The 17,438-nt window shown below is 45.5% G+C and carries 19 protein-coding genes; 5 read left to right on the top strand and 14 right to left on the bottom strand.

The genetic code is table 11. The features are described 5' to 3' along the window. Positions 1-1,415 (top strand): response regulator (locus tag A136_RS14755; RefSeq protein WP_017063209.1); only part of this gene is annotated, 1,415 nt, incomplete at its 5' end. 125 nt (positions 1,416-1,540) lie between these two features. Here A136_RS14755 and acpS read toward each other — a convergent pair. From acpS to rpoE, 11 genes are all read right to left on the bottom strand, one after another. Beyond that, complete coding sequence (gene acpS, locus A136_RS14750; RefSeq protein WP_017063208.1) at positions 1,541-1,921, bottom strand: holo-ACP synthase; 381 nt, start codon at positions 1,919-1,921, stop codon at positions 1,541-1,543. Positions 1,922-1,999: 78 nt separating this feature from the next. Further along, positions 2,000-2,737 carry a pyridoxine 5'-phosphate synthase gene (gene pdxJ, locus A136_RS14745; protein WP_017059040.1) on the bottom strand — a complete coding sequence of 246 codons (738 nt, stop codon included), beginning with the start codon at positions 2,735-2,737 and terminating at the stop codon, positions 2,000-2,002. Next, entirely contained in the window at positions 2,734-3,462 is a 729-nt protein-coding gene (recO, locus tag A136_RS14740) for a DNA repair protein RecO (RefSeq protein ID WP_019826299.1), read from the bottom strand. The genes pdxJ and recO overlap by 4 nt, the downstream gene beginning before the upstream one ends. Before the next feature lie 102 nt (positions 3,463-3,564). Further along, complete coding sequence (era, locus tag A136_RS14735; RefSeq protein ID WP_017059042.1) at positions 3,565-4,536, bottom strand: GTPase Era; 972 nt, start codon at positions 4,534-4,536, stop codon at positions 3,565-3,567. Then, a complete protein-coding gene (gene rnc / locus A136_RS14730) occupies positions 4,529-5,206 on the bottom strand; it encodes a ribonuclease III (RefSeq protein ID WP_017059043.1) in 678 nt (225 codons plus the stop codon). The genes era and rnc overlap by 8 nt, the downstream gene beginning before the upstream one ends. Before the next feature lie 26 nt (positions 5,207-5,232). Then, positions 5,233-6,129 (bottom strand): signal peptidase I, encoded by an 897-nt coding sequence (gene lepB, locus A136_RS14725; protein WP_017063206.1) that lies wholly within the window; start codon positions 6,127-6,129, stop codon positions 5,233-5,235. A gap of 245 nt (positions 6,130-6,374) precedes the next feature. Beyond that, positions 6,375-8,168 carry a translation elongation factor 4 gene (lepA, locus tag A136_RS14720; RefSeq protein WP_017059045.1) on the bottom strand — a complete coding sequence of 598 codons (1,794 nt, stop codon included), beginning with the start codon at positions 8,166-8,168 and terminating at the stop codon, positions 6,375-6,377. Positions 8,169-8,305: 137 nt separating this feature from the next. Then, positions 8,306-8,776, bottom strand: coding sequence for a SoxR reducing system RseC family protein (locus tag A136_RS14715; RefSeq protein WP_017059046.1), 471 nt, complete (start codon positions 8,774-8,776; stop codon positions 8,306-8,308). Further along, a complete protein-coding gene (gene rseB, locus A136_RS14710; protein ID WP_017059047.1) occupies positions 8,773-9,735 on the bottom strand; it encodes a sigma-E factor regulatory protein RseB in 963 nt (320 codons plus the stop codon). The genes A136_RS14715 and rseB overlap by 4 nt, the downstream gene beginning before the upstream one ends. Further along, positions 9,732-10,355, bottom strand: a complete 624-nt coding sequence (locus tag A136_RS14705) for a sigma-E factor negative regulatory protein (RefSeq protein ID WP_017063205.1) — start codon at positions 10,353-10,355, stop codon at positions 9,732-9,734. The genes rseB and A136_RS14705 overlap by 4 nt, the downstream gene beginning before the upstream one ends. 26 nt (positions 10,356-10,381) lie before the next feature. After that, entirely contained in the window at positions 10,382-10,960 is a 579-nt protein-coding gene (gene rpoE / locus A136_RS14700; RefSeq protein ID WP_008223963.1) for an RNA polymerase sigma factor RpoE, read from the bottom strand. Positions 10,961-11,349: 389 nt separating this feature from the next. On the opposite strand from rpoE, the gene nadB reads away from it, so the two are divergent. Beyond that, positions 11,350-12,966 (top strand): L-aspartate oxidase, encoded by a 1,617-nt coding sequence (gene nadB / locus A136_RS14695; RefSeq protein WP_017059049.1) that lies wholly within the window; start codon positions 11,350-11,352, stop codon positions 12,964-12,966. 135 nt (positions 12,967-13,101) lie between these two features. Here nadB and A136_RS23185 read toward each other — a convergent pair whose 3' ends face one another. Next, positions 13,102-13,521: a protein YgfX gene (locus A136_RS23185; protein WP_324295273.1), complete on the bottom strand. Its 420-nt coding sequence runs from the start codon at positions 13,519-13,521 to the stop codon at positions 13,102-13,104. Further along, positions 13,469-13,729: a succinate dehydrogenase assembly factor 2 gene (locus tag A136_RS14690; protein WP_004735374.1), complete on the bottom strand. Its 261-nt coding sequence runs from the start codon at positions 13,727-13,729 to the stop codon at positions 13,469-13,471. The genes A136_RS23185 and A136_RS14690 overlap by 53 nt, the downstream gene beginning before the upstream one ends. A 167-nt stretch (positions 13,730-13,896) precedes the next feature. Between A136_RS14690 and ygfZ the strand changes: the two genes are divergently transcribed. From ygfZ to A136_RS14675, 3 genes are all read left to right on the top strand, one after another. Further along, positions 13,897-14,868 carry a tRNA-modifying protein YgfZ gene (gene ygfZ / locus A136_RS14685; RefSeq protein ID WP_017063204.1) on the top strand — a complete coding sequence of 324 codons (972 nt, stop codon included), beginning with the start codon at positions 13,897-13,899 and terminating at the stop codon, positions 14,866-14,868. A 4-nt stretch (positions 14,869-14,872) separates the two neighbouring features. Further along, positions 14,873-15,334: an aminoacyl-tRNA deacylase gene (locus A136_RS14680; protein WP_029235114.1), complete on the top strand. Its 462-nt coding sequence runs from the start codon at positions 14,873-14,875 to the stop codon at positions 15,332-15,334. Positions 15,335-15,891: 557 nt separating this feature from the next. Further along, positions 15,892-16,098 (top strand): DUF1107 domain-containing protein, encoded by a 207-nt coding sequence (locus A136_RS14675; RefSeq protein WP_009847660.1) that lies wholly within the window; start codon positions 15,892-15,894, stop codon positions 16,096-16,098. A gap of 111 nt (positions 16,099-16,209) precedes the next feature. On the opposite strand, the gene A136_RS14670 is transcribed toward A136_RS14675, so the two are convergent. Further along, the gene (locus tag A136_RS14670; RefSeq protein WP_017063203.1) at positions 16,210-17,433 is read right to left on the bottom strand and encodes an FAD-dependent 2-octaprenylphenol hydroxylase; all 1,224 of its coding nucleotides are present in this window, start codon (positions 17,431-17,433) and stop codon (positions 16,210-16,212) included. Positions 17,434-17,438: the final 5 nt, after the last annotated feature.

The raw sequence follows: 17,438 nt of genomic DNA, 5'->3' as shown, positions 1-17,438 counted from the left end.
CCAAAGCCGATGCAAGTATCTCTCGTCGTTACGGCGGTACAGGCTTAGGTCTGGTTATCACCCAAAAACTGGTCAGCCAAATGGGCGGAGAGATCAGCCTAACCAGTCGTCTTCACCAAGGCTCTACCTTCTGGTTCACCTTGAGACTATCAACGACTGATATGCCGATGACAGAGCTGATTGAGACGCAGTGTCTGCAAGACAAACAACTGCTGCTTATCGAGCCAAACATGCAAGCGGCATCGATTACTCAGCAAATCCTAACCCAAGAAGGCTTAGTGGTAACGTATCGTTCGGTGATGCCAGATGAGACGACCTCGTATGACTACGTTCTGCTTAACCTAGCCGCCAACCAAGAGTATCAATTTGATACTGTGAGTGGTTGGGCGATCGGTGCGAAGAAGATTGCTCAAAACGTGATTATTGGTACACCAAGTACCGAGCTAGCGTTGGGTGAGCAACTAATGAAAGAGGTCGATGTTCAGTGCATCACTAAGCCTCTTTCTCGTAAGAAGTTGCTGCAAACTCTGGTATCGAATCAGGCACCTACCTTGATTGCACCAGCGATTGAAACGCATTCTGAAGAGAAGTTACCGCTTACTGTGATGGCAGTAGACGACAACCCAGCCAACCTTAAGTTGATTACCGCGCTGCTTAAAGAGCGTGTAGAAACCGTCATCAGTTGTACCAGTGGTCAGCAGGCTATAGACAAAGCGACAGAGACGCCATTTGATATCATCTTCATGGATATTCAAATGCCACAGATGGACGGTGTGACCGCTTGCCAGAACATCAAAAAACTGGCGAACAATGCGAACACACCTGTGATAGCCGTAACCGCGCATGCAATGATTGGCGAACGAGATCGACTACTTGAAGCGGGCATGGATGACTACCTAACCAAACCTATTGAAGAGCATGTTTTACAGCAGGTTCTGATTCATTGGAGCCCGACCTCTGAGGTTGAGCACATCGAAAAAATAGATCCAGACCACCCAGCGGTCTCCGCTGAAGTCGACAACGGTCCAGTGTCAGAAACTGAAGCCAGCGTACACACAAACATCATCATTGATTGGCAAGCTGCGATGAAACAAGCCGCCAATAAAGAAGACCTCGCACGCGATATGCTGCAAATGCTCGTCGACTTTATTCCAGAGGTGTATGAGGCAGCAGACAAAGCGATAGAAGACAGTGACTATCCAGTTGAAGAGCTGATACACATCATTCACAAGATGCATGGCAGCAGCTCGTACAGCGGCGTACCAAGGCTAAAATCGGTATGTGCGACAATAGAGAAAGAGCTGCGTTCAGGTACTTCTGTTGAAGACATTGAACCTGAGCTTTTCGAGCTTCAGGATGAATTAGATAAGGTTCAAGCAACCGCGATTCACTACTTGAAACAGGCGAAGGCCTAGCGGGTACTTGTTACTCACTAGTATTCTTTAGAGGGTTTACCCGCCAATAAAAAAGCAGAGCTCATGAGCTCTGCTTTTTTCTGTCTAGAGCCAAGAGCACTAGATATAAAGTCGCGATAATCTGTTTACGATTCGAGTAACACCGTTGCCACAGCGTAGTGACGCTCATCCGAGATAGTCAGATGAATCGATGTTGTGCCATTCGCCTCTGCGATTTCACGCGCTTTTTTATGCAAGCTCAGAACTGGCTTGCCATGCTCATCATTTGAAATCTCAAAGTCGTGGAAGGTCACACCCAGCGCGATACCCGTACCTAACGCCTTAGATGCCGCTTCTTTGGCAGCAAAACGTTTTGCAAGGTAACGCCCTTTTTGCTTCAGTTGCTGAAATACTTCAAATTCAAAATCGGTCAAAATACGCTGAGCAAAAGCGTCACCACTTCGTGACAATGCCTTTTCAACACGTTCAATTTCTGCGATATCTGTACCCAATCCAACAACAGCCATGCTTACCCTACTAACAAACTTCTATCTATTAACTCTACTAATTCGTCGCTTACGACTTAACGCTTACTGTTTAGAAAATTAAGCGTTGTTACGTGCTGTTTCCATGATTGCTTTCATGTCTGCAACGGCTTTGTTTAAGCCATCAAACACTGCACGTCCCATGATCGAGTGACCGATGTTCAGCTCGTAGATCTCTGGAAGTGCCGCAATCGGTGCTACGTTGTGGTAAGTCAGACCATGACCCGCATTGACTGTGATACCTAAGTCATCTGCATAGCTTGCGCCTGCTGCGATCTTCTTAAGCTCGTCTTGTTGATCTTCTTCTGTCTTAGCATCAGCATAGTGACCCGTGTGCAGTTCAATGAACGGTGCGCCACACGCTTTTGCAGCATCGATTTGCTCACGGTCAGCATCGATAAACAGAGATACCTTGATACCTGCTGCAGACAGTTTTTGTGTCGCCGCTTTGATCTTCTCTAGTTGACCAACTACGTCCAAGCCACCTTCAGTGGTTAGCTCTTCACGTTTTTCAGGAACCAGACAAACAAACTCAGGATTAGTATCGAGTGCAATTTGAACCATCTCGTCCGTTACGGCCATCTCCAAGTTCATGCGAGTTTGAAGTGTTTCAGCCAGAATACGCACATCGCGATCAACGATGTGACGACGGTCTTCACGCAGGTGAATAGTAATGCCATCTGCACCAGCACGTTCAGCGATTTCAGCTGCGTGTACTGGATCTGGGTATTTAGTACCACGTGCATTACGTAGTGTTGCAATATGGTCGATATTAACGCCTAAAAGGATTGAGCTCATTTTCCAATACTCCGTGCTCTGGAGAGGGCTATTGTTGGCATAAATAGCTCTCTACTTTTTAATGGTTTGCCGCCAAGATACGGCTTTAAGGCTATGCGTGTAAAGCGTTTTGCCGCTTTTAACTGCTCTTTAGTGATAAACCTACGTTCGCTGATTGCAATAAGTTCATCGCCCATAAAAGTCAGGTTATCTCGACGTACTGAAGCGATGAAACCTTTCTGCTCTCGATAGCGATAAGTCATGCTCGGATCAATCGCTTCGCCAGTGCCCGCGCAGTGTAAAAAGTCGACGCCGTAACCCATAGCAGATAATAGAGCCAGCTCAAAGCGACGCAGTGCTGGCTCAGGATTATCATTATGCGCCAGCTCTGTTAAAGCATGAAGATAGTCGTGAAAAAGTGCAGGCATCGGTACTTCCGCCATCAATACCCGACCGATAAGCTCGTTCACGTACATGCCTGAATACAGATTAATACCGGCGAGAGGGAGCCCCAAGCTGATGGGTTCAGCTTGGCGTAAGGTTTTCATCGAACCATTACCAGACCACTTAAGCAATAGCGGCGTAAAAGGTTGTAATGCACCTTTCAAATTGGAACGCTTGCTGCGAGCGCCTTTAGACATCAACGTCACCCGACCGAACTCTTCGCTGAAGACGTCCAAGATCAGGCTCGACTCACTGTATGGTCGACGGTGCAACACAAAGCATCGCTGTAACCCTTCGCTCAATCACTTACCCTTATTACAGATACAAAAAGAGAGAGTTCGCACTCTCTCTTGGATTTATCTTCAGTTCAACTTTCTTAATCTCAGAAAGTGACGTTCAATATATTATAGATCGTCGATGTAGCCTAACGAGCGAAGTGCACGCTCATCATCAGCCCAGCCAGATTTAACCTTGACCCAAGTCTCTAGGTAAACCTTACGGCCGAATAGCTCTTCCATATCGATACGCGCTTCACGACCAATCGTTTTGATCTTCTCGCCCGCTTTACCAATCACCATTTTCTTCTGGCCTGTACGCTCAACAAGAATCAGTGCATTGATGTGGAAGCCATCGTTATCTGGGTTGTAATCGAAACGTTCGATTTCAACCGTTACCGAGTAAGGTAGCTCGTCACCCGTAAAGCGCATCAGCTTTTCACGGATAATTTCAGAGGCCATAAAACGTTGCGAGCGATCTGTCACGTATTCTTCAGGGAAGTGGTGTGTCGCTTTAGGTAAATGTTCACGTACGTGCTTACGCAGTACATCAATGTTTTTACCTTGCTTCGCTGAGATTGGCACAACGTCAATGAAGTCCATCTTCTTAGAGACTTCCATCATGTGCTGCATCACGTTAGTACGGTCTTGAACGTTATCTACTTTGTTGATGCAAAGTACAACTGGGAAGTCAGTCTTCTTCAGTTTGTTCAGAACCATCTCATCGTCGTCAGTCCAGTGAGTACCATCAACAAGGAAGAATACTAGGTTCACATCACTCAGTGAGCTGTTCGCCGCACGGTTCATCAAGCGGTTGATGGCACGCTTTTCTTCAATATGAAGTCCAGGAGTATCAACAAAGATCGCTTGGTAATCACCCTCAGTTTCAACGCCCATAATACGGTGACGTGTCGTCTGTGGTTTACGTGATGTAATAGAAATCTTCTGTCCCAGAATATGGTTCAGAAGCGTCGACTTACCTACGTTTGGGCGACCGACAATAGCGATGAAGCCACAGTGTTGGTTTTCCGGTAGGCCTGTTTTTTTGCTATCAGATGAAAAGAATGCATCGATATCGAAATCTTGGTTGTTATCAGACATTGCTTAGTTGCTCTAATGCTGTTTCAGCAGCCGCTTGTTCTGCCTTGCGGCGGCTAGTGCCTTTACCGATAACAGGTTTATCCACACCTGCCACTTCACACTCAACCGTAAACTCTTGGTTGTGTGCTTCACCTTTAATATTAGTCACTGTGTAGACAGGCAGAGGATTTCTTCGACCTTGCAAAAACTCTTGTAGGCGAGTTTTCGGATCTTTTTGAGATACTCCAGGCTGAATAGCATCTAGGCGAGATTGGTACCAGCTTAAAATAATGCCGCGAACCGTCTCGGTATCACTATCTAAATAGACAGCACCGATGATCGCTTCAACCGCATCCGCTAGAATAGAATCACGACGGAAACCGCCACTCTTCAACTCACCTGGACCTAATTTTAAGTAATCTCCTAGTTCGAATTCACGACCTAGTTCTGCCAATGTATGACCACGTACTAATGTTGCACGCATGCGGCTCATATCACCTTCGTTTACTTTAGGGAAACGGTGGTAAAGATCATCAGCGATAACAAAACTTAAAATTGAATCGCCCAGAAACTCAAGACGTTCATTATGTTTACCTGCGGCGCTGCGGTGAGTCAGCGCCAAGTGGATAAGATCGGCATCATTAAACTGATAGCCAATCTTTCTCTCTAGTTTATCAATTGGAGAATTCATGCTCTCTCGATGTGTTAATTGATCGATTAATGAATCCCACCGATGCGATTAAAACGCACACCAGTAGGAATCCATGTTGGAAGTACACTGTCTGAACCGCGTTCGAATTCGAAGCTTATCCAAATAGCAACGGCCTTACCAACAAGGTTTGCTTCAGGGACAAAGCCCCAGTAACGGCTATCAGCACTGTTATCACGGTTATCACCCATCACAAAGTACTGGCCTTCTGGAACGACCCACTCGTTAACACCATTGCGAGGCTGATATGCTTGCACACGATCACGGCGTAATGGATTAACTAAAATTTGGTGCTCAACATCTCCAAGCTGTTCATTCAGCTGAATCAGAGGCACACCATCTTGAATAAATTGGCTCTCTTCAACGTGACTTAGTTTCACTGGTTCACAGCTACTTGTACCCTTCGCCTGAATACAGATCTCTTTACGACTGCTGTAGCGAATAGTGTCACCTGGCATACCAACAACACGCTTAATGTAGTCGATGTTTGGCTGAGGTGGGTACTTAAATACGATTGAATCACCGCGTTCTGGCTTGCCTGTTTCTACCAATTGAGTGCGCCATACTGGGTCTTTTAGACCGTAAGCGTACTTCTCTACCAAGATGAAATCACCAACCAAAAGGGTTGGCATCATCGAGCCAGAAGGGATTTGAAACGGTTCATAGATGAATGAACGCAAGATCAAAACAAATGCAATTACCGGGAAAATGGACACACTGTTCTCAACCCACCAAGGCTGAGCCGTAACTTTTGTGCTGGTTTCAGCGTCTAGGCCATTCGATTGTGCTTCAACGTCAGCAAGCTTTTGCTGGCGCTTCTTCGCCCACACAAACTTTTCCAACGCCCATACAATGCCGGTCACTAGAGTTACGATCACTAAGATAAGCGAAAATGTATTAGCCATTGATATCCCTTAAATTTCATTTCTTTAAAAATAACGAAAGTGAAAGAGCATAACTCTTTCACTCTGCTTAATATTTCTAATTTGTATCAATCATGCTGACTAAATGCTGGGAAGATTACGCAGGAAAAATCGTTTAGTTCGAGGCGCAAAGTGCAGTGACTAGTGGGCCTAATTGCAATCTTTGCAACAAAGAAATAAACGATTTTAACCAGTAATATTCAGCAGATAGTTAGTGCGATTGATACCTAGTCTTTTCCAACGTGAAGGATTGCAAGGAACGCTTCTTGAGGCAGTTCAACGTTACCGATCTGCTTCATACGCTTCTTACCTTCTTTTTGTTTCTTAAGAAGTTTCTTCTTACGACTGATATCACCACCGTAACATTTTGCGATTACGTTCTTACGCAGTTGTTTTACTGTAGAACGAGCAATGATGTGGTTACCAATCGCTGCTTGAATCGCGATATCGAACATCTGACGAGGGATGAATTCTTTCATCTTCTCTACCAGTAGACGACCACGAGACTGAGCAATATCTTTGTGCGTAATGATCGCTAGAGCATCAACCGTTTCGCCATTCAGTAATACGTCTACACGTACCATGTTTGATGGCTCGTAACGTTGGAAGTTGTAATCCAATGATGCGTAACCGCGAGACGTTGACTTCAGACGGTCGAAGAAGTCGAGAACTACTTCAGCCATAGGAAGATCGTACGTCACAGCAACTTGATTACCGTGGTAAACCATGTCTACTTGTACGCCACGCTTCTCTACACACAGTGTGATTACGTTACCTAGGTAATCCGAAGGTACCAGGATATTACAGCGTGCAATTGGTTCACGAATTTCTTCTAGGTCATTAACCGCTGGCAGTTTAGCCGGGCTATCAACGTAAAGAACCGTTTTATCTGTTTTTACAACTTCATACACTACTGTTGGTGCAGTCGTGATTAGGTCTAGGTCGTATTCACGCTCTAGACGCTCTTGGATGATCTCCATGTGAAGCATGCCTAAGAAGCCACAACGGAAACCAAAACCAAGTGCTGCTGAACTTTCTGGTTCAAAGAACAATGACGCATCGTTCAGGCTTAGCTTGCCTAACGCGTCACGGAAGTTTTCGTAGTCATCAGATGATACAGGGAATAGACCTGCGTATACCTGAGGCTTCACTTTTTGGAAACCAGGCAGACGTTCAGTGCTGCCGCCTTTTGCAAGCGTCAACGTATCACCAACTGGTGCACCTAGGATGTCTTTAATACCACAAACAACCCAACCTACTTCGCCAGTATTTAGCTCTGTAGTATCGATTTGCTTAGGCGTGAAGATACCTAGACGGTCAACACCCCATACTTGGTCTGTCGACATTACTTTGATCTTATCGTTCTTCTTCAGCTTACCGTTTTTGATACGAACCAAAGAAACTACGCCAAGGTAGTTATCGAACCAAGAGTCAATGATCAACGCTTGTAGAGGCGCTTCAGGATCACCTTCCGGTGGCGGGATTGCCGTCACGATGTTTTCTAGAACATCATCAACACCCAAACCTGTTTTCGCAGAACAGCGAGTCGCTTCCATCGCATCGATGCCAACGATCTCTTCGATTTCTTCAGCAACACGTTCTGGTTCAGCAGCTGGTAGGTCAATCTTGTTCAAGATTGGCACTACTTCCAGTTCCATTTCGATTGCTGTGTAACAGTTTGCTAGAGTTTGTGCTTCAACACCTTGGCCAGCATCCACTACAAGTAGTGCGCCTTCACAAGCCGCTAGAGAACGAGATACTTCGTAAGAGAAGTCTACGTGTCCAGGAGTGTCGATAAAGTTAAGTTGGTAAGTTTCACCATCTTTAGCTTTGTAATCTAAAGTCACACTCTGCGCTTTAATTGTAATACCACGCTCGCGTTCTATATCCATAGAATCGAGGACTTGAGCTGCCATCTCACGTTCACTTAATCCTCCACAAACTTGGATTAAGCGGTCAGAAAGGGTCGACTTACCGTGGTCGATGTGGGCGATAATCGAAAAATTACGAATGTGCTTCATAGGCTTGGTGTGACTAAACTCTTTGAATAGGGATAATAAGAAAGCCGCGACGCGTCCAATCTACAGTCAGCATTGGTGGCGGCATTTCAATCAAGTTGGCAGATTCTACCCAATTTAAGGGCAAGAAGCATCATAAATTAGACGAGAGACTCACCTAGGATTCGAATCAAGACGACTTCTTGCTTGGATTTGTCTTCCATGGGTTTGGCTAACCGCTTCGCTAAGGCAATCCCACCAGCAGTAAACAGTGCTGCACTTAAGATAACAATGCCCTCGCCCCCCTGGAGTAAGGGTTGTAACAAGAGTTGCCCAAAACCAGCACCAATCATCAACATGAAAAGTGGGATGAGATAAACAATCGCCGCCGACTGAAGTAGGCTTTTTTCTGGAAAGCCAATTTCTACGATTTGTCCAGCTTTGACTAAGCTTTTGGTTTTAAGCTGCCAAAACAAAGATTTATTGCCAACAGCCTTGGTCACAATACCCGTACCGCAGTTTTTTTGAGAAGAACAGCTGCTACAACTGGTTTGTTGTTCGCAGCTCAATTGAACAAAGTATTGCTTACCTTTTTGTTCAACCGAGCTAACGGTCGCCAGCGCGGTCATCATTGCGCTTGTACCGATTTATTAAATGTAACTGACTGAGCAATACGTTTTGCAGTTGCCGGCGGAATGTCACCAACCACAGAGATCTCTTTATCGCCAATCACTAAGCTGTGCAAGGTTCTACGCCCTTGACGCACCAGCTGCCCTTTCAATGAATGCTCATCTTTTTCCGCGATATAAACCGAAAAGTTAAACAGTCCATCACTGAAAAGCTGACTTTCAACCATTTTATCGGTCGCAGCCATTTGATAGCGGCTAAGCTCTTTTGATTTAAACCCTTCAGGAATCCACGACGCTTGCCAGTTAGTTTCACTCACTAAGCCTTCCGGTAATGATAAAACTTTCGGCAATTGAGCTTGGCTCAAGCCACCCATAGCCTCAGCAATCTTATCGTTCACCACGTAAGAGATAGTGCGGTACTGTTCAAGCACTTCGCCATCACGATCCAAAAGGTCGGCACGCAAAGGAAGATTCGTTTTTTCGTCTACCCAAACCACGTAAGAGTAGCGAAGGCCATCTTTCGGCACGACACGCAGCACTTGAGTGGTGCTACCTGCTTCACGAGAGCGACCAACTTTCACAAAGTCGTAGTACTGATTCAGAGATTCGATATCTCGATTAATCATCGGAATAACAGGCGCAACCATGCTGCCTGACTGAATCGTAAATGGCTCTGTACCCGGCTCGATGTAGCTAACTTCGTTGCCACGTCGAATGACTTCACGAACAGGGCCGCTTAGATAAACAAGGTGTGCAAGTTGTTGGTCGTCGTTAACCGCATGGCGATAAACAAGAGGCTCAATACTGCTCTTCTTTATCAAAATGTAGGAGAGTTCGTAATTTAGATGCTGACTGGCCTCGTTCATTTGATGCAACAAGGCCTTTGCAGTGGTTTCCTCTGCAAAGGCTGTTGGAGACATCAAGCTGAACAGTGTCAGTGCACTGACCAGGATTTTCTTCATTCAATGTCCGATTCTAGATGTGCATCTTGCATTGGCGATGCATCACTGTTTAATCTTAGCTGCAGCTCATAATCTTCTAACAATGCATGAACGCGTTTGCGCTGCTCTTGCAAGTTAGCTTCAGATGCTGGTTTCTCAACAGAGTCACGCGTTAAACTTACTGGTTCCGCAGAACCGGCAAATGGAATCGTCTGGAGTACAGGCAACTGCTCTGGTGCTGCAGGGTCGCTACCACCATATTGTTGAACACCTAATACAACGGCTAATGAAACACACGCTGCCACGGCAACTTGTCCAAACTGTTGTAACCACGCCGGAAGCTGACGCTTCGCTTGCTGAGGTTTAGGTTGCTCTTCAATTGGAGCAACAGTAGGTTCAACATTCACTTGGTGCAGGTTCGACATTGAACCATGTGCAGGCTCGTTCTCAAGCGCTGCCGCTACACTATTAGCAATGTTCCACTCTGGAGTTTCTGGCGAATCCCCACGCATAACATCACCAATTAAATGGTAACTCTGCCAAGTATCCATGCTTTCTTGATCAGATTCTAGATCTACAATGAGAGCTTTATCGATCGTTTCACCATCCATGAGTGCCGAAAGCTTTTCTTTATCAGCCATTATTTTCACCATAATTATTACAAGTTCTAGCGTTGCAAAAGAGGTTTGATTTTCTTCTCCACTGCTTCACGAGCTCGGAAAATACGCGAACGTACGGTTCCTACAGGGCAATCCATTACTTCTGCAATCTCTTCGTAGCTCAAACCTTCGAGCTCACGCAACGTCATTGCAGTTTTTAAGTCTTCTGGTAACGCTTCAATCGCTCCAAAAACGACTTGTTTCAATTCTTTTGACAGCGTTAAGTTCTCAGGGTTCGATATTTCTTTTAACGCGCTGCCTGTTTCGTAATATTCTGCATCTTCTGCATCTACATCGGTTGCTGGCGGCCTACGGCTTTGGGCAACGATATGATTTTTAGCGGTGTTCACGGCAATTCGGTATAACCATGTATAGAAGGCACTCTCGCCACGAAAGTTAGGTATCGCGCGGTAAGCTTTAATAAAAGCTTCTTGTGCTACATCAGGTACATCACCGGAATTATTCACGTATCGAGAGATAAGATTACAAACTTTGTTTTGATACTTAACCACTAGTAAGTTAAATGCCTGCTTATCTCCACTCTGAACTCGCTCAATCAACACTTGATCGGTTAGCTGCTCGTTCATTCGAGCGGGTACTCCTATTGTTATAACCCTCACCTTCACAGATATGGGTACTAATTATGCGAAATGTAGTATTGACACCACCGTCTACAAGAGCACTATTGTGACTAAGCCAAATACCGAAAGTTCCAACTTTCTTAAAATTATTTGCCATTATTGTTTCACAATGTGATGTAATAAAAATAGCTATCCCTATCAATTTGGGGAAACTTGAGCAAAAGCAATGGTATTGAGCAATTAAATATTTCTAGATAGCTGTCTATATATTGATTTTGCATAGCGTTTAAGGATGACTCTGGAGAGATTATAACAGTCTTAGCCAAACTCCTAAAACAAGACAAAGTCAATTGAGAGTGGACAACTCGACTATAGCCCGGGATTTAATAAGTTTTATGAACGCAAACCGTGAACATCAGTGTGATGTATTAGTGGTAGGAAGTGGTGCGGCAGGCTTGTCATTAGCCTTACGCGTAGCAGAACATGCAAAAGTAATTGTATTAAGCAAAGGACCACGCAGCGAAGGATCGACGTATTACGCACAAGGTGGTATCGCCGCGGTGTTCGATGAGTCGGACAGTATTGAGTCTCATGTAGAGGATACTCAAATCGCTGGGGCTGGGTTATGCGAAGAAGATACAGTTCAATTCATTGCTGAAAATGCGAAAGAGTGTGTGCAATGGCTGATTGATGGTGGTGTTCCATTTGATAAAGATGAGAACAGCACAGAAGGCCAACCAAAATATCACCTCACTCGTGAGGGTGGCCACAGTCACCGCAGAATTCTGCACGCTGCCGATGCAACTGGCATGGCGATGCAAACCTCACTACAAGATAACGTCAACAACCACCCAAATATCGAGATCTTCGAGCGCCACAATGCGCTGGATTTGATCACGGAAGATAAGATTGGTGGTTCAAAAGACAAGGTGATCGGTGCCTACATTTGGAACCGTAACCAAGAACATGTTGAAACCGTGCGCGCTAAGTTTGTTGTATTAGCAACAGGCGGCGCTTCAAAGGTTTACCAATACACCTCTAACCCAGATGTTTCTTCAGGTGATGGTATTGCTATCGCTTGGCGTGCGGGTTGTCGTGTGGCAAACCTTGAGTTCAACCAGTTCCACCCAACTTGTTTATTCCACCCAGAAGCGCGTAACTTCCTACTAACGGAAGCACTGCGTGGTGAAGGTGCTTACTTGCGTCGTCCAGATGGTTCTCGCTTTATGAAGGACTTCGATGAGCGCGGTGAACTGGCGCCACGTGATGTGGTTGCTCGTGCAATTGACTTCGAAATGAAGCGCTTAGGTGCCGACTGTATGTATGTTGATATCAGCCACAAGCCTGAAGAATTCATCACAGCGCACTTCCCGATGATCCATACTCGCTTGATGGACTTGGGCATCGACATGACCAAAGAGCCGATCCCTATCGTACCAGCCGCTCACTACACGTGTGGTGGTGTCATGGTGAATAAGCAGGGTCAAACCGACCTAACGAACTTGTATGCGATTGGCGAAGTGAGCTACACCGGCTTACACGGTGCAAACCGAATGGCTTCTAACTCACTGCTTGAGTGTGTGGTTTACGCATGGGCAGCAGCAAAAGATATCGTTGAGAACATCGACCAATCTCAACTGTGCGCTGAACTGCCAGCATGGGATGAAAGCCAGGTCACCAACAGTGATGAAGAAGTTATCATTCAACACAACTGGCACGAACTGCGCCTATTCATGTGGGATTACATGGGCATTGTTCGAACGGATAAACGACTAGAGCGAGCATTGCGTCGCATTCAGATGCTGCAACAAGAAACTCATGAGTACTACAGCTACTTCAAGGTTTCGAATAACCTATTAGAACTGCGTAACTTGCTACAAGTGGCAGAACTAATGGTTCGTTGTGCAATGCAACGTAAAGAGAGCCGCGGCCTCCACTACACGTTGGATTACCCTGAACTTGCAGAAGACAGTGGCCCAACGATTCTGACGCCAGAGAAACGCCAATCATAATAATTGGTTAAACGTGCTTAGCGAATTAGCCGTCAGCGGAAAATGATTAAACGAAAGGGAGCCGAGTGCTCCCTTTTCTTTTGTCTAACGCTTTCTTTTATCTAATACTTTCTTTCATCGAATAGTTTGGCTTCTCTAGCGCGCTCGTTGTAAGTTCGCCAGAAAATGGCGATATTCTCGCTCGCAACAGCTGTCCCGCCAAAGCAGTACCGAGTGCCCACATTCAAACTGCAATTTAACGAAGAACTGCGCCCAGATCTTATCAACGGACTTGAGTCGGTAAGTTCGGTCATTGAGTCGAATATCACCATCCTCTCTGTAATCAAAACGCCCATAGACACTATTTAGAATCACATGATTGTTTCTGAACAAGCGGATCATTAAAGCTAAGCAATAAAGGCTGGCGGCAAGTGGAATAGAAGACAGGACGATGAAAAACAAAAGGCACCCAAAAATAGTGCCTTTTGCAAATAATGCGGAATACGAAGGGTTAAGCTGAAGCTTAACGAACCTTGCTGAGGTTGTGTGCGACAATTTTATCAACCATTGATGCATGGCCTAGGTTTTCACTGCGTCCGTGGCCCATTACCCAAGTAAACAAATCTGGATCATCACACTCTAATAGAGAAACAAACTCGCGCTGTTCCTGCTCTTGCAATGAATCAAAACACTCTTCGAAAAATGGCATGATGACTACATCAAGTTCTAACATGCCGCGACGGCAACCCCATTTAATTCGTGCTTTCTGCTCTGCAGTGTACATTGGCTATCCTCACCTATAATTTTTCTTTCTCGGAGTGTAACAAGTCATACGCCCTGCAACTACTATGTGAGTCACAGTCCCTATCTAAGCTCACAAAAAAACCTAGGCTGACAAAGAAACAGAACCGGATTAACATAGAGCCAAATAAAATTCTTAGGAAAGATAAAATGGATTGGAAAAACACATTTCAGCCACTCGCTCATACGCAAAATGAATCGCTTCCAGAACTGATGATGACACACGTGTCAGACTGGAGCGCAATCACCATGATAGGCGATGACAAAAAGTCGTACCTACAGGGTCAAGTAACGTGCGATGTCGTCACTCTTCCTAATGATGAATCCACGTTAGGCGCGCACTGTGATGCAAAAGGAAAGGTATGGAGCATCTTCCGCCTGTTCCATCACAATGGCGGTTACGCACTCATGCAGCCTAAATCTGCGATTGAAGTCGAGCTCGTTGAAATCAAGAAGTACGCGGTGTTCTCTAAGGTTGATATCGAGCAAACGACAGATGTTGTTATCGGTGTGATGGGCGCGTCTGCGGATCAATATATTGATTCAATTTCAGAAGGCCAAGGTAACGTGCGTGCTATCTCTGGTGGCACAGCGGTTAAAGTCTCAGACAATCGCTGGGCTCTACTTGTGACAGAAGAAGCCGCTGAAGCCTTGGTATCAAACAGCGCTGCGGAGAAAGTATCAGAAACACTTTGGCAATATCATGAAATTCTTGATGCTCAGCCTAACCTATCGAAAGCAGAGCAAAACGAGCACATCCCTCAAGCGCTTAACCTGCAAGCGATTGGCGGTATCAGCTTTTCAAAAGGCTGTTACACAGGTCAAGAAACGGTTGCTCGTGCTAAGTACCGTGGCATGAACAAGCGTGAGATGCGCATTGTGTCGGGCACAACTGCGGACGTGCTGTCGTTAGAAAACCCTATTGAACTGGAACGTAGTGTGGGTGAGAACTGGCGTGGCGCAGGCCGACTATTAAACGTCTATCAATTTGCTGATAACCGAGCGGTTGGTTTGATGGTACTGCCAAACAACCTTGATGACGATGTTCAGCTGCGACTGACCGCGCAGCCTGATCAAACATGGAATATCCTGCCACTGCCGTACAGCCTTGACGACGAGTAACCACGTGGAAACGCAGATTACACAATGGCTGGATCAACAGCAGGTGAATTATCGCCTGCTGATGCAAAGCAAGCCAACCACCAGCATTGAAGAAACTGCACAAGAGCGAGGCATCGACGCCTCTCAAATGGTGAAGTGCATCCTGCTCAAGGATATGGGCAACCAGTATGCGTTAGCCTGTACTGCTGGCGATCGCTCTGTCGACCCCAAGAAAGTACGCTCGGTACTGAATTGCCGTCGAATGACCTGCGTGTCGCTCGCTGATGTTGAAGCGATCACCGGTTTTAAAGTGGGTTGTGTTGGTCCGCTCGCTCTCAAGAGACACATGCCGATCATTTTTGATCCTTCCATTCAAAACAACTCGACCGTAACCATTAGCTCCGGCGACCGAATGGCTGGCGTTGCGCTGGATCTCAATGATCTTATGGCGCTATGTGCACCGACCGTCGCGGACATCAGTCGATGATCGTTTAGATCATGCTTCGCAAACTTCATTTTAATATTTCATTGAGTACATTTTTAGTGTGAACCTCGTCATAAGAAGAACACACCATTAATAAATAGTTACTCAAAATAAAAGCATAAGTAGTCACAAAGTTAAATTTGCGTTATTGTAAATTTACTGACTAGCTATTAAGCAAATCAGTGCAAGTGAATCCACTGAGTAACATCAGTATCCACTTTTGTGTAATGCATCTGTGACTATTCGCCCGTTTTAGACGGGCTTTTTTTTGTCCGAAATTTACAATTTGATTACACAAACAAAAAAATCCCGCCTATTCTTATACTTGTAACATTATCACTGCTTAATACTGAACAGAAAAGTTCACGGCAGTTCACTACTCAGTATTATTTTGGGGAGGAGCTCACGTAAAAATAGATATTTACTGAAGAAAGTGCTTAGAACAGCACAAATATCTAATTAACGTCAACGCTACTGCATATAACTCCATGCTTATCACAATTATTATCTCGGAGTTTTTCTATAATATGCAGGCTAGGTAAATATAAGGATAATTAAGAATGAGACTGTTTAAGCGCTATACACCGAGTATGATTGCTAAACATGTAAGTCGACTTTTCAAAGGACGAATCTACATTTACGGCGTAGGAAAATTTGAGTTTGATAACGGTAAGCTAGTGCTACCAGACCGAGCAGAAAAACGTCACTTTCAAACAGTGAAAGAAATAAATAGTGAAATCATGAAACTGCGCTGCGCGTACGCATGACCTGATTATCTACAGAATTAAAAACAAAAAGGGTTGGCATTATGCCAACCCTTTTTTCGTACCAATTTTCGTATCAATGATGATTCGATATACCACCAGAACACTATGTCATTATCGATGAGTCACTGGACGCTTAGCTAAGTCAGGAAGATTGCCAGACAAACCCAGTGCGCGCTTCATGATCTCATCTTTCGCACCCGGTAATTGGCCCGCAAGCTTCATACCAATGCCACGAATCAGCTTCTTAGCTGGGTTATCGCCTTCAAACAGATCTTTAAAGCCCTGCATTGAAGCAATCATTTTCGCCGCCTCTGCTTTTCTCCAGCGCTCGTAGCCGCGAAGATTACGCTTGGTGCCAATGTCTTCACCCGCAGACCATAGCTTTAACAGCTCTTGCGCTAGGCTTGCTGCGTCTAATAGGCCAAGGTTCACGCCCTGCCCTGCTAATGGGTGAATGGTATGAGCAGCATCACCAACCAAAGCCACACGCTCTACCGCAAAGTCACGCGCATAACGCATGCGCAGTGGGAAGGCAAAACGGTCACCAACCACTTCACATAAGCCCAGCTTTGCATCGAACTCAGCTGTTAACTGCTTGTTGAATTCAGCATCCGACATTGATACGAGGTTCTCGGCACGATTTGGTTCCGTAGACCAAACAATCGAGCTCATGTTGCTTGGTTGCATTGGTAGGAATGCCAATGGGCCTTGAGGCGTGAAGATTTGACGAGCAACGCTGTGGTGCGGCTCTGTGGTTTTGATGTTCGCGACAATCGCACTGTGTCCGTAATCCCAATGTGTTAATGGGATATCTTGCTGCTTACGAACCCAAGAGTTTGCGCCGTCTGCTCCAACAACTAACTTAGCTGTCAGTGCTTGACCATTGTCCAATGTTAACCAAGCTTCACTTTCACCAATCGCCATCGTTTTACACGTTGCGGGCATATACAGGCTGACGTTGTCTTGTTTCTTAACCTGATCAAGCAGCGCTAATTGAATCACACGGTTTTCAACTATATGACCAAGATTAGGCTGAGCCAAGCGTGTCGAGTCAAACTCAATACGAGCGAAACTGTCTTGTTCCCACACTTCCATCGCTTGATACGGTGCAGCGCGTCTTTGTTCGATACCTTGCCATGCACCTAGATTACGAAGAATCACTTCACTAGAACGACTCAACGCGGATACACGCACATCAGGCAGCTCACTCAGCCCTTCACTAGGCGCTCTGCCTTCAATGACAGCGATTCTTAGGTCACTGTCTTTTAGGGCAGCAGCAAGCGCTAGGCCAACCATGCCACCACCAACAATCGCGATATCAACACTTTGCATCATTATTT

The sequence above is a fragment of the Vibrio crassostreae 9ZC13 genome (assembly GCF_000272045.2).
Classification (GTDB): Bacteria; Pseudomonadota; Gammaproteobacteria; order Enterobacterales; family Vibrionaceae; genus Vibrio; species Vibrio crassostreae_C.
Note: the sequence above shows the minus strand (reverse complement) of the source record. Positions and strands in the feature narration are given on the sequence as shown.

What these genes read in the sequence shown, in the direction of transcription:
- A136_RS14705 (WP_017063205.1), bottom strand. Translation starts at nt 10,355, where the DNA reads ATGGCTGATAAAGAAAAGCTTTCGGCACTCATGGATGGTGAAACGATC.
- ygfZ (WP_017063204.1), top strand. Translation starts at nt 13,897, where the DNA reads ATGGATTGGAAAAACACATTTCAGCCACTCGCTCATACGCAAAATGAA.
- pdxJ (WP_017059040.1), bottom strand. Translation starts at nt 2,737, where the DNA reads ATGAGCTCAATCCTTTTAGGCGTTAATATCGACCATATTGCAACACTA.
- A136_RS14675 (WP_009847660.1), top strand. Translation starts at nt 15,892, where the DNA reads ATGAGACTGTTTAAGCGCTATACACCGAGTATGATTGCTAAACATGTA.
- A136_RS14670 (WP_017063203.1), bottom strand. Translation starts at nt 17,433, where the DNA reads ATGATGCAAAGTGTTGATATCGCGATTGTTGGTGGTGGCATGGTTGGC.
- nadB (WP_017059049.1), top strand. Translation starts at nt 11,350, where the DNA reads ATGAACGCAAACCGTGAACATCAGTGTGATGTATTAGTGGTAGGAAGT.
- A136_RS23185 (WP_324295273.1), bottom strand. Translation starts at nt 13,521, where the DNA reads ATGCATCAATGGTTGATAAAATTGTCGCACACAACCTCAGCAAGGTTC.
- A136_RS14690 (WP_004735374.1), bottom strand. Translation starts at nt 13,729, where the DNA reads ATGTACACTGCAGAGCAGAAAGCACGAATTAAATGGGGTTGCCGTCGC.
- A136_RS14715 (WP_017059046.1), bottom strand. Translation starts at nt 8,776, where the DNA reads ATGATGACCGCGCTGGCGACCGTTAGCTCGGTTGAACAAAAAGGTAAG.
- rseB (WP_017059047.1), bottom strand. Translation starts at nt 9,735, where the DNA reads ATGAAGAAAATCCTGGTCAGTGCACTGACACTGTTCAGCTTGATGTCT.
- lepA (WP_017059045.1), bottom strand. Translation starts at nt 8,168, where the DNA reads ATGAAGCACATTCGTAATTTTTCGATTATCGCCCACATCGACCACGGT.
- era (WP_017059042.1), bottom strand. Translation starts at nt 4,536, where the DNA reads ATGTCTGATAACAACCAAGATTTCGATATCGATGCATTCTTTTCATCT.
- rnc (WP_017059043.1), bottom strand. Translation starts at nt 5,206, where the DNA reads ATGAATTCTCCAATTGATAAACTAGAGAGAAAGATTGGCTATCAGTTT.
- lepB (WP_017063206.1), bottom strand. Translation starts at nt 6,129, where the DNA reads ATGGCTAATACATTTTCGCTTATCTTAGTGATCGTAACTCTAGTGACC.
- acpS (WP_017063208.1), bottom strand. Translation starts at nt 1,921, where the DNA reads ATGGCTGTTGTTGGATTGGGTACAGATATCGCAGAAATTGAACGTGTT.
- rpoE (WP_008223963.1), bottom strand. Translation starts at nt 10,960, where the DNA reads ATGAACGAGCAGCTAACCGATCAAGTGTTGATTGAGCGAGTTCAGAGT.